This is a genomic window from Aquabacterium sp. (assembly GCF_048860245.1).
In the GTDB taxonomy this organism is placed as follows: Bacteria; Pseudomonadota; Gammaproteobacteria; order Burkholderiales; family Burkholderiaceae_C; genus Aquabacterium.
In genome coordinates this window covers 1-22,367 of sequence record NZ_JBLIZW010000074.1, presented here as the reverse complement: position 1 = coordinate 22,367, position 22,367 = coordinate 1, and the positions used below count along the sequence as shown (strand labels likewise).

General features: G+C 59.0%; 24 protein-coding genes and 1 tRNA gene. 9 read left to right on the top strand and 16 right to left on the bottom strand.

Annotated features, from left to right (window positions below; translation table 11 throughout):
* Positions 1–13: 13 nt before the first annotated feature.
* Positions 14–913, bottom strand: a complete 900-nt coding sequence (locus tag ACMV18_RS08795; protein ID WP_420817535.1) for a helix-turn-helix transcriptional regulator — start codon at positions 911–913, stop codon at positions 14–16.
* A gap of 10 nt (positions 914–923) precedes the next feature.
* Here ACMV18_RS08795 and ACMV18_RS08790 point away from each other — a divergent pair, with 10 nt between their 5' ends.
* The gene (locus tag ACMV18_RS08790; RefSeq protein ID WP_420817534.1) at positions 924–1,331 is read left to right on the top strand and encodes a hypothetical protein; all 408 of its coding nucleotides are present in this window, start codon (positions 924–926) and stop codon (positions 1,329–1,331) included.
* A 3-nt stretch (positions 1,332–1,334) separates the two neighbouring features.
* Positions 1,335–1,727, top strand: a complete 393-nt coding sequence (locus ACMV18_RS08785) for a hypothetical protein (protein WP_420817533.1) — start codon at positions 1,335–1,337, stop codon at positions 1,725–1,727.
* A 129-nt stretch (positions 1,728–1,856) separates the two neighbouring features.
* Here the strand turns inward: ACMV18_RS08785 and ACMV18_RS08780 are convergent.
* The 10 genes from ACMV18_RS08780 to thrS all read right to left on the bottom strand — a co-directional run bounded on the left by ACMV18_RS08780 (position 1,857) and on the right by thrS (position 11,114).
* Positions 1,857–1,933 (bottom strand) — tRNA-Pro (locus ACMV18_RS08780).
* A gap of 63 nt (positions 1,934–1,996) precedes the next feature.
* Entirely contained in the window at positions 1,997–2,536 is a 540-nt protein-coding gene (locus ACMV18_RS08775) for a MerR family transcriptional regulator (protein ID WP_420817532.1), read from the bottom strand.
* A gap of 130 nt (positions 2,537–2,666) precedes the next feature.
* Positions 2,667–3,026, bottom strand: coding sequence for an integration host factor subunit alpha (locus tag ACMV18_RS08770; protein ID WP_374256456.1), 360 nt, complete (start codon positions 3,024–3,026; stop codon positions 2,667–2,669).
* Between the two features lie 23 nt (positions 3,027–3,049).
* Positions 3,050–5,479 carry a phenylalanine--tRNA ligase subunit beta gene (gene pheT / locus ACMV18_RS08765; RefSeq protein WP_420817531.1) on the bottom strand — a complete coding sequence of 810 codons (2,430 nt, stop codon included), beginning with the start codon at positions 5,477–5,479 and terminating at the stop codon, positions 3,050–3,052.
* A gap of 45 nt (positions 5,480–5,524) precedes the next feature.
* Positions 5,525–6,556 (bottom strand): NADPH-dependent aldehyde reductase Ahr, encoded by a 1,032-nt coding sequence (gene ahr / locus ACMV18_RS08760; protein WP_420817529.1) that lies wholly within the window; start codon positions 6,554–6,556, stop codon positions 5,525–5,527.
* Between the two features lie 32 nt (positions 6,557–6,588).
* The gene (gene pheS / locus ACMV18_RS08755; protein ID WP_374256461.1) at positions 6,589–7,626 is read right to left on the bottom strand and encodes a phenylalanine--tRNA ligase subunit alpha; all 1,038 of its coding nucleotides are present in this window, start codon (positions 7,624–7,626) and stop codon (positions 6,589–6,591) included.
* 115 nt (positions 7,627–7,741) lie between these two features.
* A complete protein-coding gene (rplT, locus tag ACMV18_RS08750; protein ID WP_374256462.1) occupies positions 7,742–8,101 on the bottom strand; it encodes a 50S ribosomal protein L20 in 360 nt (119 codons plus the stop codon).
* Between the two features lie 66 nt (positions 8,102–8,167).
* On the bottom strand, positions 8,168–8,371 hold the full coding sequence (gene rpmI / locus ACMV18_RS08745) for a 50S ribosomal protein L35 (protein WP_420817528.1): 204 nt from the start codon (positions 8,369–8,371) through the stop codon (positions 8,168–8,170).
* A gap of 152 nt (positions 8,372–8,523) precedes the next feature.
* Positions 8,524–9,072: a translation initiation factor IF-3 gene (gene infC, locus ACMV18_RS08740; RefSeq protein WP_374256505.1), complete on the bottom strand. Its 549-nt coding sequence runs from the start codon at positions 9,070–9,072 to the stop codon at positions 8,524–8,526.
* 122 nt (positions 9,073–9,194) lie between these two features.
* Positions 9,195–11,114, bottom strand: coding sequence for a threonine--tRNA ligase (gene thrS, locus ACMV18_RS08735; protein ID WP_420817527.1), 1,920 nt, complete (start codon positions 11,112–11,114; stop codon positions 9,195–9,197).
* A gap of 355 nt (positions 11,115–11,469) precedes the next feature.
* Between thrS and ACMV18_RS08730 the strand changes: the two genes are divergently transcribed.
* Positions 11,470–12,420, top strand: a complete 951-nt coding sequence (locus ACMV18_RS08730; protein ID WP_420817526.1) for a hypothetical protein — start codon at positions 11,470–11,472, stop codon at positions 12,418–12,420.
* Between the two features lie 93 nt (positions 12,421–12,513).
* Here ACMV18_RS08730 and aceA read toward each other — a convergent pair whose 3' ends face one another.
* A complete protein-coding gene (gene aceA, locus ACMV18_RS08725; RefSeq protein WP_374256467.1) occupies positions 12,514–13,830 on the bottom strand; it encodes an isocitrate lyase in 1,317 nt (438 codons plus the stop codon).
* Positions 13,831–14,055: 225 nt separating this feature from the next.
* Positions 14,056–14,589 carry an inorganic diphosphatase gene (gene ppa / locus ACMV18_RS08720; RefSeq protein WP_374256469.1) on the bottom strand — a complete coding sequence of 178 codons (534 nt, stop codon included), beginning with the start codon at positions 14,587–14,589 and terminating at the stop codon, positions 14,056–14,058.
* 249 nt (positions 14,590–14,838) lie between these two features.
* On the opposite strand from ppa, the gene phaP reads away from it, so the two are divergent.
* The 3 genes from phaP (at position 14,839) to ACMV18_RS08705 (ending at position 17,163) form a co-directional block, all read left to right on the top strand.
* Complete coding sequence (gene phaP / locus ACMV18_RS08715) at positions 14,839–15,393, top strand: TIGR01841 family phasin (protein ID WP_374256471.1); 555 nt, start codon at positions 14,839–14,841, stop codon at positions 15,391–15,393.
* A gap of 220 nt (positions 15,394–15,613) precedes the next feature.
* A complete protein-coding gene (aat, locus tag ACMV18_RS08710) occupies positions 15,614–16,372 on the top strand; it encodes a leucyl/phenylalanyl-tRNA--protein transferase (protein ID WP_420817524.1) in 759 nt (252 codons plus the stop codon).
* Positions 16,369–17,163, top strand: a complete 795-nt coding sequence (locus ACMV18_RS08705) for an arginyltransferase (RefSeq protein WP_420817523.1) — start codon at positions 16,369–16,371, stop codon at positions 17,161–17,163. Before aat ends, ACMV18_RS08705 begins: the two co-directional genes overlap by 4 nt.
* On the opposite strand, the gene ACMV18_RS08700 is transcribed toward ACMV18_RS08705, so the two are convergent.
* Positions 17,135–17,866, bottom strand: a complete 732-nt coding sequence (locus ACMV18_RS08700; RefSeq protein ID WP_420817522.1) for an SIMPL domain-containing protein — start codon at positions 17,864–17,866, stop codon at positions 17,135–17,137. The genes ACMV18_RS08705 and ACMV18_RS08700 overlap by 29 nt on opposite strands.
* Positions 17,867–18,050: 184 nt before the next feature.
* Here ACMV18_RS08700 and ompR point away from each other — a divergent pair, with 184 nt between their 5' ends.
* The gene (gene ompR, locus ACMV18_RS08695; RefSeq protein WP_420817521.1) at positions 18,051–18,788 is read left to right on the top strand and encodes a two-component system response regulator OmpR; all 738 of its coding nucleotides are present in this window, start codon (positions 18,051–18,053) and stop codon (positions 18,786–18,788) included.
* A 3-nt stretch (positions 18,789–18,791) separates the two neighbouring features.
* Positions 18,792–20,120, top strand: a complete 1,329-nt coding sequence (locus ACMV18_RS08690) for an ATP-binding protein (protein WP_420817520.1) — start codon at positions 18,792–18,794, stop codon at positions 20,118–20,120.
* Here the strand turns inward: ACMV18_RS08690 and ispF are convergent.
* Positions 20,098–20,598 carry a 2-C-methyl-D-erythritol 2,4-cyclodiphosphate synthase gene (gene ispF, locus ACMV18_RS08685; RefSeq protein WP_420817519.1) on the bottom strand — a complete coding sequence of 167 codons (501 nt, stop codon included), beginning with the start codon at positions 20,596–20,598 and terminating at the stop codon, positions 20,098–20,100. The two genes, ACMV18_RS08690 and ispF, sit on opposite strands and share 23 nt — an antisense overlap.
* 282 nt (positions 20,599–20,880) lie before the next feature.
* Here ispF and ACMV18_RS08680 point away from each other — a divergent pair, with 282 nt between their 5' ends.
* On the top strand, positions 20,881–22,083 hold the full coding sequence (locus tag ACMV18_RS08680; protein ID WP_420817518.1) for an ammonium transporter: 1,203 nt from the start codon (positions 20,881–20,883) through the stop codon (positions 22,081–22,083).
* Between the two features lie 69 nt (positions 22,084–22,152).
* On the opposite strand, the gene ACMV18_RS08675 is transcribed toward ACMV18_RS08680, so the two are convergent.
* On the bottom strand, positions 22,153–22,367 hold a 215-nt coding region (locus ACMV18_RS08675), incomplete at its 5' end, for a 2-C-methyl-D-erythritol 4-phosphate cytidylyltransferase (protein ID WP_420817517.1).

The following is a 22,367-nucleotide window of genomic DNA, read 5'->3' as shown; positions in this document are numbered from 1 at the left end:
CGTGACGCCTGGCTCAGTTTTGCTCGTGATTCAACAGACTGAAGTCTCTCGGGCGCTCGAACGTCAAACCTGTTGATTTGGCCGAGCCAATGCGGTGCAGCGCCAAAGATCGATCATCCGAATAGCCCTCAAACCGGCAAATCAAGTAAAGACGAGGACCTTGTTGAGCCAAGCCCAAAGGCATCACCCGGGCATCGGTTTGCTTTCCGTGCACGTTCTGATAATTGACGTCAAGCCAACAGTCGGCATACAGCGCCTCACTGACTTCTTCAAATACGCGTGGGCGTATCTGTGGTGGCAACATCGGCTGGGTCACGCTCACAACCCGCACCTTGGCAAGCCATTCGCGCTCTCGTTTTGCGGAAGCATGAGGTGCCAGCATCGATTTAGCCTCGGCAAAAAAGCCATCCATCGAGTCCATCAACTTTGCGGGCAGCAAAGGGCGAAGCTGTTGCTCAGCAAGCGACAACAGCAAAGCCTCTTGTGACGACAGCATGGGCAGAGCCAGGCCGACGGCCTTTTCCTTCCATCGGTAGCCATATGGCTTGCTGCGATCATCACGCTCAATATCAAAGTGTTCGCTGAGCGACTCAAGCTGGCGCTGTACGGTACGCAAATCTCGCTCAAACCCGGCCTGACTGAGCTGCTCTTGCAACTCAGAAGCCGTGATCAGCCGGCGGCGCGGAATGCGTCGGAGCAGCTCTAGTGAGAATGCGACGGTTTCGAGGGCCTTTGATCGCTTGCGAGGCTTACTGACCATGAATTCGGACGGTGACAGCACCAGGTCTGTTGACCCCGATATATCGGTTGTTTTGTCAGCAAACTGAGTCTTGGGATGAGGCACACACCTCGGGTACAGCCTGCACGGTGCGACACAGATCGTCGCTGCAATGAGGAAGATGAAGACTTTCATGGAGGTACCAATGAAAGTCAGTCCCTGCTATCTATTTTCCCGGTCAGTCGAATTTTGTGAGATCGAACAACTGGACATGATGCTCCCCTACATGAAAGGCATCTATGTCCTCTACCAATGCTACGACGACGGCCACATGGAGGTGGTCTACATCGGCGTGGGCTTAGGCAAAGCCAATGGCATCAAAGGGCAGTTGATGATTCACCGAGATCAACAACCGAACGTTTGGTCTCATTTCTCGGTTTTTGAGGTTTGGGACAACATCACCAAGAAGCAGATCAAGGAGTTGGCTGGATTTTTCAGGCACGTGTATCGGCAAGACCCCTACGCAATGCGGGGGGCAGCGGAGACGAAAGAATACGAACCGCTTGTTCGCATTCGAAGGCTTGATCTCGAGGACATGTCTTGGAGGTTTTGATCCATGGAGCTCGATCCGAACATTGCTTCGCGGATGAGCGCCTTTCCTTCAATTTTCAAAGAAGAACCGCCACTGATCTGGAGCGAACTCCCCGCCGGCTGGGTGCCCCTCGTAAGCCAGTTGTTCGAGCAATTGACAACCATGCTCGAGCCGCAAGAGTTACAGGCAGTCCAAGTCGCTCAGATCAAGGAAAAACTAGGGACCCTGCGCATACGCCTGGACATTTCAAGATTTGAACCTGAACGAGCAGCACTTGTTCGAGAACGGATCAACCGGGCAACCATGCGATCTTCAACGACTTGCCAGTTATGCGGCGATGTCGGTCGTCTTGTCCGGCCGTTAGGTGGACGCATGGCAACACTTTGTGCAGCACATGGGCCAGCGTCTGATACGTGATGCGTGAACGGCATGCCAGATGAACTGTAGCGTCCGACTTACAGGCACCGTACAGGCACCAGAAGCCTTTGCAGGCACCAGAAACACGAAAGGGTTAGTAGGCGCTAACCTACTAACCCTTGTGTTCTTTGGTCGGGGCGGCGGGATTCGAACTCGCGACCCCTTGCACCCCATGCAAGTGCGCTACCAGGCTGCGCTACGCCCCGACAAGAATTAAATTATGGCACACATTTGAGTGCTTTTGCAAGCCTACTCACTTTTTGGCAACATCAAACCAGCAAGTCGCGGATAGACAACAATGCCTCCCGCAACGAAGCCGCGGCCTCGCCATCCAGAGACTGCAACGTACGAACATCAGGCCCCACCCACGCCGCGTCCAGCACCGCAGCAGGAGAACTGGACTGCAGCGCTCGCGCTACCGATGCGGTGGTCAAGGCCACTTGCGAAACCAGTACAGCCGGATGCACTGCGCCCCCCACGCCGTTGGCGGCAGCCATGCCATCCAGCGCGTCATCGTCATCAAAGTCCGCTTGTGATGACTGTGCCCCCATTTCGCTGAGGCGATTGCGCGCACCACTGATCGTGAAGCCCTGTTCATAGAGCAACTCACGAATGCGACGGATCAACAGCACCTCATGGTGCTGGTAATAGCGGCGGTTACCGCGGCGCTTCATGGGCTTGAGTTGAACGAACTCTTGCTCCCAGTAGCGCAACACATATGGCTTGACCAGGCACAGTTCACTGACCTCACCGATGGTGAAGTAGCGTTTGGCGGGAATGGGCGGCAAAGCGCTATCAACGCGTTCCATGTTGTCCTGACGTCTTTTTCAACGATGCGGTGACCGGACGGCCCGATCGTCTCCCCTTCTGCGTGGCAGCCGCACGAAACTGGCTGCATGCCCTCCCCCACCAAGTGACAGCGGGCAAGGGCTTGAGACTTTACTCCAAGTCCTCTTCGGTGGGAATGTCGCCTTGCACCATGCCTTTGAGTTTCTGGCTGGCGTGAAACGTCACCACCTGGCGCGCCTTGATGGGAATCACCTCACCGGTGCGGGGATTCCGGCCGGGACGTGACGCCTTCTGCCGAATCTGGAAGTTGCCGAAACCAGACAATTTCACATCATTGCCAGAAATCAGGCTGTCGTGCACCAGCTCGAAAAACGCTTCCACCATGTCCTTGGACTCACGCTTGTTGAGCCCGAGTCGCTCAAACAGCATCTCGGACAACTCTGCTTTGGTCAGCGTGGGTGTCTCGATGGTTGGCAGCAAGACCGTCAGGTCTCGGATCTTGTCGTTCATGTTGCTGGCCCTCCCGAAGGGTCTTATCCGCGCACCCGCGCGCCGACACGCTCAGCCAAAGCGGCCAGCACGGCCTGCATGGCTGACTCGATGCGCTCATCGGTCAAAGTCTGCTCGTCGTCACGCAACTCCACGCGCACAGCCAGGCTGCGTTCGTTGTCCGCAATGCCGGCCACTGCAGCCTTGGGCTTGTAGATGTCGAACAGGCGAGCACCGCGCACCAGCCCATCTGTCGCGGCTTGGGTGATGGCGGCGATCAATGCATCATGCGGCGTTGCATCGGTGACCACCAGGGCCAGATCGCGGTACACCGACTGCATCTTGGGCACCGAGGTGAACGCAGGCACCACGCGTTGCGTCAGTGCATCGGCATCCAGTTCAAAGAGCACCGGAGCCTGCGGCAGATCGTAAGACTGGCGCCACTTGGGATGAAGTTCACCCACAAAGCCCACAGCCTTGCCGTCGATCACCACCTGAGCACAACGGCCGGGGTGGAACGCAGGATGCTCGGCAGCCACGAAGGCGGGTTGACGAGGCGCCAGCAGCGCTTCGACATCACCCTTGACGTCAAAGAAGTCAACGTTGCGCGAGGCCGAGCCCCACTGCAGCGCGTCGGCAGGCCCGTACGCCAGACCGGCCACACGAACCGGCTGATGGAAGCCGCCCACGGTCTGGTCGCTGTCGACCACCGACGCGTCGCGCAGGAACACGCGCCCCACTTCAAACAGGCGCACGCGCTCGGCCTTGCGCGCCAGATTGTTCTTGAGGATGTCGACCAGGCTACCCACCAGTGACGAGCGCATCACCGCCAGGGGGCTGGCGATGGGATTGAGCACGCGGATGGGTTGGGTGTTGCCCGCCAACTCAGCTTCCCAGCGCTCTTCCACGAAGCTGAAAGTGATGACTTCCTGGTAGCCGCGTGCAGCCACACCGCGACGAACCGCGTAGAGGCTCTTGCGACCTTCCGGACGCACCAAGGGAGTGACCGGCGCTTTGGGGGCGCGCTTGGGCAGCTTGTCAAAACCGACCACACGCACGATTTCTTCGATCAGGTCTTCTTCGATCTGCAGATCAAAACGCCAGCTTGGAGGCGTCACCACGAAATGCACGTCACCCTGGACGGACAGCGCCTCAAACGGCAAAGCCAGACGTTGGAACACCGTTTCGCATTCAGCTTGCGTCACCGGCATGCCGATCACACGCTGCGCGCGCGACAGTCGCAGGGTCACGGGCTCACGCGCAGGCTGCTTCACAGTCTGATCATCGACCGGACCGGCTTCGCCGCCGCAAATCTCCAGGATCAGCTGGGTGATGCGCTCCAGGTACAGCGCGGTGGGGGCTGCATCGACCCCGCGCTCGAAACGGTGCGAAGCATCGGTCGAGAAGTTGTAGCGACGTGCTCGGCCCGCAATCGCCTTGGGCCACCAGAACGCGGCCTCCAGATACACATTGCGGGTGTCGTCACCCACAGCGGTCGCGTCACCACCCATGATGCCAGCCAGAGACTCCACCTGCTGGCCATCCGCAATCACGCCCACCTGCTCATCCAGCGTCACCGTGTTGCCGTTGAGCAGCTTCAAGGTTTCGCCCGCCTTCGCCCAACGCACTTGCAGATCGCCTTGGATCTTGTCAAGGTCGAAGACGTGAGAAGGCTGACCCAGTTCGAACATCACGTAGTTCGAGATGTCCACCAGCGGCGACACGGCGCGCTGACCACAACGGGCCAGACGCTCCACCATCCAGTCGGGCGTCTTGGCTTGCGGATTCACACCACGGATGACGCGGCCTGCAAAACGACCACACAGGTCCGGGGCCTGCACCGACACCTTCAAGGTGGCATCGACCGTTGGCTTGACCGGCTCAATGGCGGGCAAGGTGAACGGTGAACCGGTCAGGGCTGACACTTCACGCGCGATGCCCGCCACGCTCAGGCAGTGCGCCAGATTGGGCGTGAGCTTGAGCGTGAACAGCGTGTCGTCGAGGCGCAAGTGCTCACGGATATTTTGGCCAATCGGAGCGTCATCCGCCAGGATGTGCAAGCCGTTGGACTCTTCCGAGACACCCAACTCCTTGGCCGAGCACAACATGCCATGGCTCTCGACACCGCGCAGCTTGCCCTTCTTGATGACAAACACCTTTCCGTCTGGACCGGGAGGCAGTTCAGCGCCAATCGTGGCACAAGGCACCTTGATGCCTGGGCGCACGTTCGGCGCACCGCACACGATCTGCAGCACCTCGCCCGTGCCAGCATCCACTTTGCAGACGTTCAAACGATCGGCATCCGGGTGCTTGGCCACTTCCAGCACATGCGCCACGACCACACCGGTAAACGGTGGGGCCACCGGATCCAACTCCTCCACTTCCAGACCGGCCATGGTCAACAGGTCAGCCAGTTGCTGAGTGGTGAGATCAGGGTTGCAGAAACGACGCAGCCAGGACTCGGGGAATTGCATGTCTTAGATCCTTGGAATCAGATATTCAGTGTGACGTAGTGGGTCTCAGGCCTGATCGAAATCGGCGTCCAGCACCACGCGGTAACGAGCCTTGCCAGCGCGGACATGGTCCAGCGCTTCATTGATGCGGCTCATTGGGAAATGTTCGGTTTGCGGCTCAATGCCGTGGCGCGCGGCAAACTCCAGCATCGTGTCGATGTCTTGTCGAGAACCCGTGGGCGAACCCGACACGCTGCGCAAGCCGCTGATCAGCGGCAAGGCATCGACCTCCATGGGTTGCGGCAGCACACCCACGAGGTGCAGATGCCCCTTCGGTGCCAGCGTGCTCATCAGTGCCTTCCAGTTCAGCATGACGTTCACCGTCACCAGAACCAGATCCAGGCGGCCGCGAATGGCCTTCATGGCGTCCGGATCCACGCTGGAGACCACGCGGTGTGCGCCCATTTGCAAGGCTTCGTCCCGCTTGGCATCGCTCGATGTGAACGCCGTCACCTCGCAGCCCCAAGCCCGGGCGAACTTGAGGGCCAGATGCCCTAACCCGCCAATGCCCACCACCCCCACACGGTGCGTGGGCTTGATGTCCAGATTGAGGAAGGGCGAGAACACCGTCACGCCGCCGCAAAGCAGCGGGCCCGCCTTGGCTGCGCTCAACCCATCGGGGATCGGGCACGCCCACAACCAATGAGCACGCACGCGCTCGGCAAAGCCGCCGTGGTGCCCCATGATGGTCGGCTGCGCCACCCGGCAAAGTTGGGGCTGACCGCCCAGACAGCTCGGGCAGCTCATGCAACTGCTGCAGTTCCAGCCCAAGCCCACACGCTGCCCCAGGCGCAAACCACGCGCTTGGGCCCCAATGGCCACCACCGTGCCAATGACCTCATGGCCACCCACGGTCGGATACGCTGCAGGGCCCCACTCGCTGTCGATGACCGACAGGTCAGAGTGACACACCCCACAGTGCTCAACGCGGATTTCCACCTCTTCAGCACCCAAAGGGCCAGGTTCATACGAAAACGGCACCAGAGGCTGGTGGGCCGCTTGCGCCGCCCAGGCACGAATGGTTGAGGCAGTGGTCATGTCGATCCTCCCGCAGGATGATTCAGAGCCCGTTATTGAAATTGCTGCAGAAAACGCAGATCGCCTTCAAAGAACAAGCGCAGGTCATTGACGCCATAGCGCAGCATGGTCAGGCGATCTGGGCCCAAACCAAATGCAAAGCCGATGTACTGCTCGGGGTCGAGTCCGAAATTGCGCACCACGTTCGGGTGCACCTGACCGGCGCCACCCACTTCCAGCCAGCGCCCCTTCAACGGACCCGACGAGAAGGCGATGTCCACTTCGGCCGAAGGTTCAGTGAAGGGGAAGAACGACGGACGGAAACGAATGTCCAGGTCGTCGGTTTCGAAGAAGGTGCTGAAGAAGTCACCCAGCACGGCCTTCAGATCGGTGAAGCTGACGCTCTCGCCAATCCACAGGCCTTCGCACTGGTGGAACATGGGCGAGTGCGTGGCATCGCTGTCCACACGGTAGGTGCGGCCCGGGGCAATCACGCGGATTTCCGGCATGCGCTCGCCCTTGGCCAGCAAATCGGCGTGGCGCTTGACATGCTGGACGGCGTAACGCACCTGCATCGGGCTGGTGTGCGTGCGCAGCAAATGACCACCTTCCACATAGAAGGTGTCATGCATGGAACGGGCGGGATGGTCTTCCGGCGTATTCAGGGCCGTGAAGTTGAACCAGTCGGCTTCAATTTCAGGGCCATCGGCCACATCGAAACCCATTGAGCCAAAGATGCCTTCGATGCGCTCGATGCTCAGGGATACCGGATGCAAGCCCCCCTCACCGCGGCGACGGCCGGGCAAGGTCACATCCAGACTCTCAGCGCGCAGTTGTTGCGCCAGTTCGGCGTCGGCCAAAGCCTGGCGACGCTCGTTCAAAGCAGCCTCGACGCGCTGCTTGGCCTGGTTGATGGCCGCACCACGAGTTTTCTTCTCTTCGGGGCTCAGGGCACCCATGCCCTTGAGCAACTCGGTCACGCTGCCGGACTTACCCAAAAATCGGGCCTTGGCATTTTCCAGGTCTGCGGGAGTGGCGGCGACTGCAAAGGCCTCTTGGGCCGACAGCACCAGTGCGTCGAGATCGTTCATGGTCTTATGTCGAAAAAAAAGGCCAACAAACTGTTGGCCTTTAGATCACCAGCCTGCCGCCACGGACAAACCGTTGCAGCATGGCTGGCGCAGCATCTTGCTGCCCGCTTAAATATTAAGCAGCCAGTTGAGCCTTGGCCTTTTCAACGATGCCAGCAAAAGCGGCGGGGTCGTTGACGGCGAGGTCAGCCAGCACCTTGCGGTCGATTTCGATCGATGCCTTCTTGATGCCAGCCATGAACTTGCTGTAGGTCAGACCCAGAGCACGGCTAGCGGCATTGATACGAGCGATCCACAGACGGCGGAATTCGCGCTTCTTGGCACGGCGGTCACGGTAGGCGTATTGGCCTGCCTTCATGACTGCCTGTTTGGCGATGCGGTATACGTTCTTGCGGCGACCACGGAAACCCTTGGCCAGGGCGAGAACTTTCTTATGACGAGCGCGGGCTGTTACACCACGTTTGACGCGAGGCATGTGTGACTCCTTCGGCGTTGACTATCTAAACCAGATTCGAGACTTGCTGTTCTTTTGCTTAGCCGATTACAGGCCAGCGAAAGGCAGCATCTGAGCCATGTGGCCCATGTTGGTCTCATGCACGTTCACAGCGCCGCGGAGCTGACGCTTGTTCTTCGTGGTCTTCTTGGTCAGGATGTGACGCTTGAAGGCTTGACCGCGCGTGACGGTGCCACCTGGACGCACGCGAAAACGCTTCTTCGCACTGCTCTTGGTCTTCATTTTGGGCATGTTCTGCTCCTTTTACGTTGTTCCTGCCAGGCGCCACGGATACCACTTCCGTGTCTTGATAGCCTGCAGGCACTTGGTCCGTGAGTGGCGGCGACCAAACCACCACCCCGGTTGTCGCTTCGTTTGACCGAAGCGGCATTCTCTCAGAAGAATTACTTCTTCTTCTTCGGGCCGAGCACCATGATCATCTGGCGCCCTTCCAGTTTGGGCATGTTCTCGACGACCGAGCAATCAGCCAAGTCATCACGCACACGCTCCAGCAATTTCATACCCAGCTCCTGGTGCGTGATTTCACGGCCACGGAAGCGGAGGGTCACTTTACCCTTGTCGCCTTCTTCCAGGAAGCGACGCAGGTTGCGCACCTTGATGTTGTAGTCGCCATCGTCAGTACCGGGACGGAACTTGATTTCCTTGACTTCGATGACCTTCTGCTTGAGCTTGGCGTCGTGAGCCTTCTTCTGTTCCTGATACTTGAACTTGCCGTAGTCCATCAGGCGACACACAGGCGGATCTGCCTGAGCAGCGACTTCCACCAGATCCACGTCATATTCGGCGGACAGGCGGAGGGCTTCCTGGATGCTGACGATACCAAGGGGCTCGTTCTCGGGTCCGTTCAGACGGACTTCGGGAGCAGTGATTTCACGATTCAGCCGATGCTTGCGCTCATCATTGCGCGTACGGCGGTCAAAAAAGTTAGCGATGTCAAATTCCTTCAGGCCACGGCGCCCACTGGGCCACCGCACCGGTTAACCATGAATCCGCGCTCAAACAACCCAGCACAAAAGCGCCCTGACTGCTTACGCAGTACAAAGCGCTTCATGCGTCAGGCCTTGCTGGCGATGTCCTGTGCGATCTTCGCGGAGAAGTCTGCCAGCGACATCACGCCGAGGTTTTGGTTGCCCCGAGCGCGCACGGCGACGGTGCCATCGGCCTTCTCCTTGTCACCGACAACGATGAAGTACGGCACCTTCTGCAACGAGTGCTCGCGGATTTTATACGTGATTTTTTCGTTGCGCAAATCCAGCTGGACTCTAAGTCCTTGTTTCTGGAGCGTTTTGGCAATTTCTTGCGCGTAATCAGCTTGCGCGTCGGTGATATTGAGCACCACAGCCTGCACAGGCGACAGCCAAACGGGCAGCGAACCCGCGTGCTGCTCGATCAAAATCCCGATGAAACGCTCCAGCGAACCCAGGATGGCGCGGTGCAGCATGACGGGATGCTTGCGCTCGCTGGTGTCCGCCACGTACTCGGCATTCAGGCGTTGAGGCATGGAGAAGTCCACCTGGATGGTGCCGCATTGCCAGTGACGACCCAGGGCGTCCTTCAAGGTGTACTCAATCTTCGGACCATAGAACGCACCATCACCTGGCGCAATGGTGAACTCACTACCCGTGGCGCGCAGCGACTCCATCAGGGCGCTCTCAGCCTTGTCCCAGATCTCGTCCGAGCCAATGCGGGCCTCGGGACGGGTCGCGACCTTGTAGATGATGTCAGTGAAGCCGAAGTCCTTGTAGACCTTCTGCAGCAAGGCGGTGAAATCCACGCACTCTTGCAGAATCTGGTCTTCGGTACAGAAGATGTGACCATCATCCTGCGTGAAGCCGCGCACGCGCATGATGCCGTGCAAGCCACCGGTGGGCTCATTGCGATGGCACTGACCAAACTCACCGTAACGCAATGGCAGATCACGGTAGCTCTTGATGCCCTGATTGAAAATCAGGATATGACCCGGACAGTTCATCGGCTTGAGCGCGTAGTCACGCTTTTCCGACTCTGTGGTGAACATGTTGTCACGGTACTTGTCCCAGTGACCGGTCTTTTCCCACAGCGTCTTGTCGATGATCTGGGGACCCTTGACCTCGTCGTAACCGTTGTCACGGTAAACCTGACGCATGTACTGCTCGACCGCCTGCCACACGGTCCAACCTTTGGGGTGCCAGAACACCACGCCAGGGGCATGGTCGTCAATGTGGAACAGATCCAGCTCGCGCCCCAGCTTGCGGTGGTCGCGCTTTTCAGCCTCTTCCAAGCGGTGCAGGTATTGCGCCAGGTCGTCCTTCGACGTCCAGGCCGTGCCGTACACGCGCTGCAACTGCTCGTTGCGATGGTCACCGCGCCAGTAAGCCCCGGCCACCTTCATCAACTTGAAGTGCTTGAGCTTGCCGGTGCTGGGCACGTGGGGGCCACGACACAAGTCGGTGAACGCGCCTTCGCTGTAGAGCGACACATCCTGATCTGCCGGAATGCTTTCGATGATTTCGGCCTTGTAGTGCTCGCCCAGCCCCTTGAAGTACGCCACCGCCTCATCGCGCGGCAAGACCTTGCGCTCAACCTTTTCGTCCTTCTTGGCCAACTCTGCCATCTTCTTTTCGATGGCCTCCAAGTCTTCCGGCGTGAAGGGGCGTTTGTAGGCGAAGTCGCAATAGAAACCGTCTTCGATGGTAGGACCAATGGTCACCTGCGCATCGGGGAACAACTCCTTGACGGCATACGCCAGCAAGTGGGCGGTCGAGTGACGGATCACGTCCAGACCATCGGCATCCTTTTCCGTGATGATGGCCAAAGGCGTGTCTGCTTCGATCAGGTAGCTGGTGTCCACCAGACGAGCGGCATCACCCTGCCCCACACGGCCGGCCAGCGCCGCCTTGGCCAGGCCCGCACCGATGGAGCCGGCCACTTCGGCCACCGTCACCGGGCCAGGAAATTCGCGTTTGGAGCCGTCAGGCAATTGGATAGAAATCATTGTTTCGACCTTGGAATCTGGGGGACGCCCACCACACTGGCGCGACAGGCAACAAAAAAGCGCGGTGTTGGCCGCGCTTTCTGGTTGGAGCAAAAATGCGAAAGCAGCGACCCGCCGACTAAACCTCGACAAACAGAGAGGTGACTTTCGTCGTTCGCGGTGTCATAACCGTTCGCGCCTTTCTACTTTTCTTACCAGAGAGTGAAGGTAAGCACCCATCAAAGTGCTGGTTGGCTATTGTAGCGTCGCCCACACCACCTCGCTCACCACTGGACACAAGAGGTATGCTGACATGCACGGCCACCAACCATCTCAATCAGGCATGCCACCCCATTCGCACCATCGGAAACACCGCATGAGCGCCATGTACGCAGCGCTGCTCGCGACGTTTTGCCAAGCGGTTGCCGCTCAAGGCAGTGAACATGCTGAGCCCACCACCCCGGACAGCACCACGGACACCGTGCTCGCCAACACCCAGCAGCAAGTGCGTGCATCCGTCGTCTGGCTGGCAAGCGGCGTGGACAGCTGGTTTGGTGACACACCGTTCTCTCAGGGCGGCAAGGTCACCAACGGCGAATTGGGCTGGAATGTTTACAAACGGGAAGACCAACCCGCCACAACAGGCATCCGATTCAAGGCCCGTTTCAAGCTACCCAATCTCGAATCGCACTCATACATCTTCGTCGGCAACGACGACAGACGCGAGATCGTCACCGACCAGCCCGATACGTTTTCACGCCAACAGCAACTCCTGAGAGGCGACAACCGCGACAACACGTTTTTTGCCGGGGTTGGCGCGACCATCAAAGAATCAGTTGACCTGCGACTCGGCTTTCGCGGAGGACTGAAACCTTACGCTCAAGCACGGTACAGGCACCCCTGGCAAATCTCGGCTGATGACCGCATTGAATTTCGCGAAACAGTGTTCTACAGCGTTGCAGACCGGTTGGGCTCCACAACCGCCCTGTCGTATGAGCACGCCCTGAGCAACACCCTGAGCTTCCGTTGGCTGAATGCCGTCACCGTGACACAGAGCAGCGAGGACACAGCGTGGTCAAGCAGCATCGGCACCTACAAGTCATTCGGCGATCAACGCGTGCTGTCACTGGAAGCCTTGCTGGGCGGCGTGATTGGCGATGACGTCCGAGTTTCGGACTACGGCCTGCAAGCCAAGTGGTCTCAACCCGTCCACAAAGACTTCGTGATCGGGGAAGTGCTTGTGGGGCACTTCTGGCCGCGCCCCTCCCCACTGGAAAGCCGCCGCCAGGCCTGGGCGGTGGGCACCGGCATCAAACTCAAGTTCTGAGCGACGCTTTTCAACGCACAAAGAAAAAGGCCACCCGAGGGTGGCCTTGCTGATTGGACGGGAGATCCGCCAGAGCGGACCTCACATCGCAGATCAGTGGAATTGTTCTTCTTCGGTCGAGCCGGTCAGGGCCTTCACGGAAGAGGAACCACCTTGGATCACGGTGGTCACGTCGTCGAAGTAGCCGGCGCCCACTTCTTGTTGGTGCGACACGAAGGTGTAACCCTTGTCGCGAGCCGCGAATTCGGGCTCTTGCACCATGTTGACGTAGTGCTTCATGCCTTCGCCGCGAGCGTAAGCGTGGGCGAATTGGAAGGTGTTGTACCAGTTGACGTGGATACCAGCCAGGGTGATGAACTGGTACTTGTAACCCAGAGCCGACAGCTCTTCCTGGAACGAAGCGATTTGAGCGTCGTTCAGGTTCTTCTTCCAGTTGAAGGAAGGCGAGCAGTTGTACGACAGCAGCTTGCCAGGGCAAGCAGCGTGAACGGCTTGAGCGAATTCACGAGCGAAGCCAATGTCAGGCACGCCAGTTTCACACCACACCAGGTCAGCGTAAGGAGCGTAAGCAACGCCACGGCTGATAGCTTGTTCCAGACCGTTCTTGACGCGGTAGAAACCTTCTTGAGTGCGCTCGCCAGTGACGAAAGGCTTGTCGTTGTCGTCGCAGTCGGAAGTCAGCAGGTTAGCGGCTTCAGCGTCGGTACGAGCCAGAACGATGGTGGGCACGCCCATCACGTCAGCAGCGAAACGAGCAGCGATCAGCTTTTCAACGGCTTCACGGGTAGGAACCAGAACCTTGCCGCCCATGTGGCCGCACTTCTTCACAGCAGCCAGCTGGTCTTCGAAGTGAACGCCAGCTGCACCAGCGGCGATCATGTTCTTCATCAGTTCGAAAGCGTTCAGAACGCCACCGAAACCGGCTTCAGCGTCAGCAACGATAGGCAGGAAGTAGTCGATGAAGTTTTCATCGCCAGGGTTCACGCCACGCGACCATTGGATTTCGTCAGCACGCTTGAACGTGTTGTTGATACGACGAACCATGGTGGGCACGGAGTCGTAAGCGTACAGCGACTGGTCGGGGTACATGGTTTCGGAAGTGTTGCCGTCGGCAGCAACTTGCCAGCCAGACAGGTACACAGCTTCCAGACCAGCCTTGGCCTGTTGCATAGCTTGACCAGCGGTGATCGCGCCGAAAGCGTTCACGTAGCCCTTCTTGGCACCGCCGTTGACCTTTTCCCACAGCTTTTCAGCGCCGCGCTGGGCCAGGGTGTACTCGGGCTGCAGGCTGCCGCGCAGGCGCACAACGTCAGCAGCGGAATAGCCGCGCTTGACAAGCTTCCAGCGGGGGTTTTCGGCCCAGTCTTTTTCCAGGGCAGCGATTTGCTGTTCACGGGTGAGGTTCGTCATGACGAGATCTCCGGGTTGGTGGGAAGTACTTGAAAACCCGAAGTCTACCTTGTTTTCACCTCAGACGTAAAGACTTATGTCTTATATAAGACTTGGCAAACCACCCGATGCACGGATAAGTCCCTCTGGGAGTGACGTTAATTGACAACACGAACAAGAAGCAGCCGGCACAAAAAAGCCGCCTGACCTTTTCAGGTCGGCGGCTTGATCGGCACAGATCAGAGATCAGTGCTGCTTCTTGAAGGTTTCCAGACCGGTCACCACTTCAGCCTTGGCGGCGTCAATGCCTTCCCAGCCCACAACCTTCACCCACTTGCCGGGCTCCAGATCCTTGTAGTGCTCGAAGAAGTGCTTGATTTGCTGAACCAGCAACTCAGGCAGGTCTTCCAGCTTCTGGATGCCCTTGTACATGGCGCAGATCTTTTCGGTCGGCACGGCCACGAGCTTGGAGTCGCCACCAGCCTCGTCTTCCATCTTCAGGATACCCAGAGGACGGCAAGGGATCACCACGCCAGGCTGCAGCGGGAACGGGGTCACGACCAGCACGTCAACAGGGTCGCCGTCGGCCGCGATGGTTTGAGGCACGTAACCGTAGTTGCAGGGGTAGTGCATGGACGTACCCATGAAACGGTCGACGAACACGGCGCCGGTTTCGTGGTCGATCTCGTACTTGATCGGATCAGCGTTGGCGGGGATCTCGATGATGACGTTGAAGACGTCCGGCGCCTTGGCACCTGCGGGAACGTTGAGCAGACTCATGATGGATTGATCACAAGGTTGGAAAACTGAGGATGCGCAAGTGTAGGCGAAGCGATTGAACGGCACACATGAATCGCTCACGAAGACCGACAACATCCGTTAACAACTTGGCGCCAACTTTTTTGCTGCAGCGCACAAAAAACACTTGCAATCATTCGGAAGATCCCTATACTTCGAATCATGTTGCAACGCAGCAAAAACCGAAAGGCGCTGCAGGCAATCCACCCAATCAAATGACGGAGAAACGACATGCTGACCGCTGAACAACTGCTGGCCGCTCAAAAAGCCAACCTGACCACCCTGTTCGACCTGGGCCAAAAGGCTTTCGAAGGCGTCGAAAAGATGGTTGAACTGAATCTGCAAGTCGCCAAGACTTCGATGGACGAAGTGGCCGAGCACGCCAAGGCTGTCATGGCTGTCAAGGATGCTCAAGAACTGCTGGCTCTGCAAACCGCTCTGCTGCAACCCTCCGCCGAGAAGGCTGCCGCTTACGGCCGTCATCTGTACGACATCGCCTCGTCCACCGGCTCCGAAGTGAGCAAACTGGCTGAAGCACAACTGGCCGAAGCCCAGAAGAAGTTTGTGTCGGTGGTCGATAACGCCGTGAAGAACGCACCCGCCGGCACCGAAAACGCTGTTGTGCTGGTGAAGTCGGCTGTTGCTGCCGCCAACAACGCTTTTGACACCGTTCAAAAGGCTGCCAAGCAAGCTGCTGACGTCGCTGAAGCCAACTTTCAAGCCATCACCAGCACCGCTGTGAAGGCTACTCAAGCAGCTTCCAAGACGCCTCGCAAGGCTGCTTAAGCGGCAGGCGCAGTAAGGCAAATGTCCCGCCTTACAAAACTTTGCATGGAGCAAGCGCACAAAAATTGAACTTTTGCGCGCTTGTTCGACTCGGAGAATCACCGCCCTGGACAAGCGGTACTCCCTGAAAGGTTGTCTCCTCGGTACCTCGTGAACTGTTTTCCTGGTACCTTTCAAGCCCGGTGGTGTTTGCCATCGGGCTTTTTTTATCATTGGGCCCATGATTCAATGGATTGAACCGGACGCCCCGCTCCCCCCGACCAGTCAAGCGCTGGGCCCCGAGTCCGAGGCGCCTGGCCTGCTGGCGGCTGGCCGCGACCTGAGCCCCGACAGACTCATCGAAGCTTACCGTCAGGGCATCTTTCCCTGGTTCAGCCCCGGCCAGCCCGTTCTGTGGTGGTCGACCGACCCGCGCATGGTGCTGCCTGTCGATGCGTTCAAGCTCTCCCGTTCGTTGCGAAAGACCATTCAGCGGTTCCGAAGGACACCAGGTTGCGAAATCCGAATTGACTCGGCATGCCCGGACGTGATGCGAGCCTGCGCTCAGACGCCCAGAGCAGGCCAGCAAGGCACCTGGATCGTGCCCGAGATGCAAGAGGTCTACGCAATGTGGCACCAACTCGGCTTCGTCCACTCCGTGGAAACCTGGATGGATGGCAAGCTGGTCGGCGGCCTGTACGGCGTCAACATTGGCCGAATGTTTTATGGCGAATCCATGTTTGCGCATCGGACCGATGCATCCAAGATCGCCCTGTCAGCCTTGATCTGCTTTTGCCGCGAGGCCCGCATCGAGGTGATCGACTGTCAACAAGAAACACGTCACCTTGCTTCGCTGGGTGCACGCCCCTGGCCACGTGAACAGTTTGAGCGGCATCTCGCCAAGGTACGAGATCTGCTTGCACCACCACAGTGGTCCTATGATGACAAGCTCTGGGAACAACTTGGCCTCGACAACCCTGACGCAGACATTGGCGCGTGACGCACCTGAAAGAACTCCCTCTCGCAGCGTTGCAGTTTTACGCAACCGCGCCCTACCCGTGCAGCTATCTGGATGGCCGCACAGCGCGGTCGCAGGTTGCCACGCCGAGCCATTTGATCAACTCTGATGTGTACTCAGATCTGGTCGCTACGGGGTTTCGTCGCAGCGGGCTGTTCACGTATCGCCCCCATTGCGACGGGTGTCGTGATTGCATCCCAATTCGCGTACCGGTCCATACGTTCCGACCTACGCGCAGCCAGCGCCGAGCCTGGTCTCAGCACGAGCATCTGGAAGCCAGAGTCAGCAGCTTGTCATTCAGCGCAGAGCATTACGATCTCTACCTGAGATATCAGTCGTTGCGCCATCACGGCGGCGGCATGGATCAGGATTCCATCGAGCAATATGCGCAGTTTCTGCTGCAAAGCAGAGTGAACTCACGCTTGATTGAGTTCCGCGAATCACCCTCAATGGGGCAGCTGATCGGCACGCTGCGCATGGTGTCGATTGTCGACATCCTGAACGATGGCTTGTCTGCGGTGTACACGTTCTACGATCCAGACCCCAAGGCCAGTTACGGCACGTTTGGCGTCCTGTGGCAGATCCAGCAGACACAGAAGTTGGGGCTGACGCACCTGTACCTGGGTTACTGGATCGAACAATCCCGCAAGATGGCGTACAAGGCCAAATTCACGCCCAACGAGATTTACGTGGATGGCACTTGGCGCAGCATGCTGCCATCGCCAGACGCCACCCCGATGGATGTCAAGGCGTCAGAACCACCTGACCGCTGACGGTCACCGACAGCAGACCTTTGCCGGGCTCGACAGGCAAGGCCGCGTCAGCCGCCTCCATGGCTTTGGCACGCATGGCCATGAACACAGGCGGACGTGATTCAAAGCCCGGTTCGGTCGATGACACACTGATTTCCCCCAAGGAATAGCCTTTCAGCCCAAACGCTGCAGCCATCTGCGAAGCCCGTGCACGAAAGCGTGCGATCGCCTGCTCGGTCAATGCAGATTCATGCTGTTCGCGCAAGGCACGCGACAGGCCGTACTGAACGTTCACGATGTTCAGTTGAGATAGCTTTCCGGCCGTTTGGGAGATGCGCGTGGTGTCTGTTCCCTCCAAGACCAACTGAGCACTCCCCTGCCAGCCATTGATTCGCCCACCGTTGGTATAGCGTGGCTGGATGGAAAACTGCCCCGTGCGAACCGACATGCCGCCCTGCGAGGACGAGGCCGCATGCTTGGCATCGCTCAACGCCGCATCCAGCACTTGTTTGACGGCCGACTGCACCTCGGTGGCTTGCGCCCCCTCTTTGGTGAACTGAAGGGTCACGGTCATCAAGTCTTGGATGAGCTCCTGCGTCGCGCTGGTGCTGAACTGAACGACATTGCGCGGAGAGGTGTCAGCCATGCTCGGCGCCGCAGCGGCCGCCAGCAGCATCCATGCAGCGGTACGCACCGCCATCCGTTGTGGGTATCGAAATGCCATGCAACCATCCTTTTGTTGGGCAAGAGCTTACTTGAACGCAGCAGACACGCCCCCGGAGGACCTGATCAGGCACTTGACGTGAATTTCATCCAGCCGCAAGATTTGTAACAGGTGGTCAGCGGTTCGGATTTGCAGTCCCGAAACTACGCACAATCCTGTTTGTTACAAATTCCGAGGAATGCAGATGACGCCCACTCAACCCAACCAGCGACCCGACCGTGTGCTCGTGGTGGACGACGATGCTCGCATCCGGGATTTGTTGCGTCGCTATCTGAGCCAGGAAGGCTTTGAGGTGCTGTTGGCCGAAGACGCCAAGGCCCTGAACCGTTTGCTGACGCGTGAAACCGTCGACCTGATTGTTCTGGACTTGATGTTGCCCGGTGAGGATGGCCTGTCCATTTGTCGCCGCCTTCGCGCTGCCAATGACCAGACTCCGATCCTCATGCTGACCGCCAAGGTGGAAGATGTGGATCGCATCGTCGGTCTGGAGGTGGGTGCAGATGACTACCTGCCCAAGCCGTTCAATCCCCGCGAATTGCTGGCCCGCATCCATGCCGTGCTGCGCCGCCGCCCCGCTCAAGAGGCACCAGGCGCCCCCGCCAAGGACGCCCAAACTGTGCACTTCGGTCCGTTCGAGTTTGATCTGGCGCTTCGCCGCCTGAGCAAGGAAGGCGAACCCATCGCACTGACCACGGGCGAGTTCTCGATGTTGAAGGCGCTGGTGCGCCACCCACGCCAACCGTTGTCTCGCGACAAGCTGGCGCAATTGGCGCGCGGCCGGGAATTCGAGCCGTTTGATCGCAGCCTGGACGTGCAAATCTCTCGCTTGCGCAAGATGATTGAACCTGATCCCGCTCAGCCACGCTATATCCAGACGGTGTGGGGAGTGGGCTACGTGTTCGTGCCGGACGGCGGGAACTGATCCATGCCCCGCAAATTGTTCGGGCTGAGTCTTTTTTGGCGCACGTTCATCCTGCTGGGTCTGCTGTTGATTGCAGGCATCGCGGCCTGGGTGCAGACCTTTCGTGCGCTGGAATTCGAGCCCCGCGCCGTGCAAGCCGCACAGCAGATCGCCAGTCTGGTCAATCTGTCTCGTGCGGGCCTGCGGTATGCCGACAGCATCAACCGCGTCACCCTGATCAAGACCCTGTCGGATCAGGAGGCCATCACGCTCAAGCCGCGCGAGCCATCTGACAAGTTCGAGCCTTATGAAGTCAGCCGTTTCACCCAGGCCATTGGCAACGAACTGAAGTCACGCTTGGGCCCTACCACGGTGGTCGCCAGCAGTGTCAATGGCACCCCAGGCTTGTGGGTCGGCTTCCAGATCGAGAAGGACAACTACTGGCTTCAGGCAGACAGCAGTCGCATTGAACCGATGACCGGTCGCACATGGTTCGTGTGGGTCGGGATTGCCTTGATCGCCACGATGCTGGGCTCGGTCATCATCGCCCGACTGATCAACCAGCCGCTGAAAGAGTTGTCGTTTGCCGCCAGCCGGATTCGCGAGGGCGAATACGACTCGGTGCTGGACGAATCGATGATCACGCGCGAAATCCGCGAGGTGAACCAAGGCTTCAACCGCATGGCCCGAGAATTGGCCAAGGTGGAAGAAGACCGTGCTGTGATGCTCGCCGGTATTTCACATGATCTGCGCACCCCGCTGGCACGTTTGCGCCTGGAAGCGGAAATGAGCGTGGTCGATGAGGAGGCCAAGCGCAACATTGCTTCGGACATTGATCAGCTCGACGCCATCATTGACAAGTTCATGGACTACGCCCGCCCCGGTGAGGTGGAGTTGGTGCCGGTGAACGTGTCGTCGGTGGTGGACAAGGCGATCAGCCAGTTCCGTGACACGAAGCGCATCCGCATCGCGGCCAAGCTCCCGATTGACACCCGTGTGATGGCGGATGAAACCGAACTGAGCCGCGTGCTGACCAATCTGTTTGAGAACGCTCGCCGATATGGTCGCAATACCTACACCGGCGTGACCAATGTGGAAGTCAGCTACACCCGCTCAGGGTCTTGGGTGATTTTGAGTGTGCGCGACCATGGGCCCGGCGTGGCCCCGGAAAAGCTGCCGCAACTGACCACCCCCTTCTTCCGCGGGGATGCGGCGCGCACAGCCGCGACCGGTGCGGGCTTGGGGCTGGCCATTGTGGACAAGGCCCTGACCCGCATGGGCGGCGAGCTGGAACTCGGCAACGCCCAAGGCGGCGGCCTGGTTGCTCACATCAAGCTGAAGCGGGCACCTTGAACAGCAGGCAGACGGCGCGTGTCTCGATGGCACGCCCCTCGCCGACGGGCCCCATTTTTTCTGCGGTCTTGGCTTTGACGTTGACCGCATCGACCGACACATTGAGGGTCTGAGCGATGCGCTCACGCATGGCCCCAATGTGCGGCGCCATCTTCGGGGCCTGGGCCACGATTGTGCTGTCGACATTCACGATGCCCCAGCCCGCCTCACGTACCCGCCGACACGCTTCTTTGAGCAACACCACGGAGTCAGCCCCCTTGAACTGCGGATCGGTGTCTGGGAAGTGACGCCCGATGTCGCCCAACCCGGCTGCCCCAAAGAGCGCATCGGTGATGGCATGCAGCAAGGCATCGGCATCTGAGTGACCGAGCAAGCCATGGGTGTGAGGAATGACCACGCCACCCAAAACCAGAGGGCGACCGGTGACCAACGCATGGGTATCCCAACCCTCGCCCACGCGCATCTGTGGCATTTGCATGAGATGAATTTCCGATTCAAGTGACCAAACGACATTGTCGCTTGACTCGTTGTGCTGGTCAGTGACGCGTCCCGCGCCAGGATCGCACCACACCGGTGCGCAAATTCAATGTTTCGCCCCATGCCGCACCAAATCGACGCGGCAATAGGTTTATTTTTTGCACAAAACAAAAACATTGCGCACCCATAGCGGGCACGGGAATTGCTTTCTATTGGTGCGTGCGGACCCATGAAGGCGCAAACGACTCAGATCGGTGCGTCTTTGTTCTTTTGGATGACAACAATGGATCAACTCAAACAAGGCGCTGACACGCTTTTCATTCTTCTTGGCGCCGTCATGGTGCTGGCCATGCACGCAGGCTTTGCTTTTCTGGAGCTTGGCACGGTGCGCGGCAAAAACCAGGTGAATGCACTGGTGAAAATTCTGGTGGACTTTTGTGTGTCCACCATCGTGTATTTCTTTGCGGGCTACACGATTGCCTACGGCGTGGACTTCTACGCAGGCGCTGGCACGCTGGCACAAAACAATGGCTATGCGCTGGTGAAGTTCTTCTTCCTGCTGACCTTTGCGGCGGCCATTCCGGCCATCATCTCGGGTGGCATTGCAGAGCGAGCCAAGTTTGGCCCCCAGTTGGCCGCCACGGCCGTGATCGTGGGCGTGGCCTATCCGCTGTGCGAAGGTGCGATCTGGAACAACAAGTTTGGATTTGAAGACTGGCTGCAGGCCTTGACCGGCGCACAGTTGCATGACTTTGCCGGCTCGGTTGTGGTGCATGCCTTCGGGGGCTGGATTGCCTTGCCCGCCGTGCTGATTCTGGGCGCACGCCGCAACCGCTATCGCAAGGATGGCGCCATGTCGGCTCACCCTCCCTCCAGCATCCCCTTCCTGGCGCTGGGCTCGTGGATCCTGGCTGTGGGCTGGTTCGGCTTCAATGTGATGAGCGCCCAGACCATCGACAAGATTTCTGGCCTGGTGGCGGTGAACTCGCTGATGGCACTGGTGGGCGGCACCTTGGTCGCCGTCCTGATGGGCAAGAATGACCCCGGTTTCGCCTACAACGGCCCGCTGGCTGGTTTGGTGGCTGTGTGTGCGGGCTCCGATATCATGCACCCCGCTGGTGCACTGGTGGTCGGCGCCATCGCAGGTGCCATCTTTGTGGTGATGTTCACCCTGGTTCAAAACAAGTGGAAGATCGATGACGTGTTGGGCGTCTGGCCGCTGCATGGCATGTGTGGCGCCTGGGGCGGCATTGCAGCCGGTATCTTCGGCCAGACGGCGCTGGGTGGCGCGGGTGGCATCAACTTGCTGACCCAAGTCGTGGGCACGGGGTGCGTGGTGGCCTTTGCGCTGGTCACAGGCGGCCTGGTGTACGGCATCCTCAACAAGGTGGCGGGCCTGCGCCTGACGCACGAGGAAGAGTTTGAAGGTGCTGACTTGTCTCTGCACCGCATCAAGGCCTCGCCCGAGCAGGAAGTGTCCTGGTAAGGCGAACATCGGCCCCAAACAAAAGCCCGCCATCGGCGGGCTTTTTTCATGTGCGAGCGCGGCGCGCGATCAGGGGCGCGTGGCCAGCAAACGCTCGGCCAGCGCAAAGTCGCCAGGCCAGGTGACTTTGAAGTTGTCATAGGCGCCGGGCACCAGGCGAGGCTGATGCCCCAGCATCTCGATCGCACTGGCTTCATCGGTGACGGCGGCTGCGGTGGCCGGGTCAGACAGGGCGCTGACCAGCGCGGGGCGCAGCAGGCCGAGGCGGAACATCTGCGGGGTCT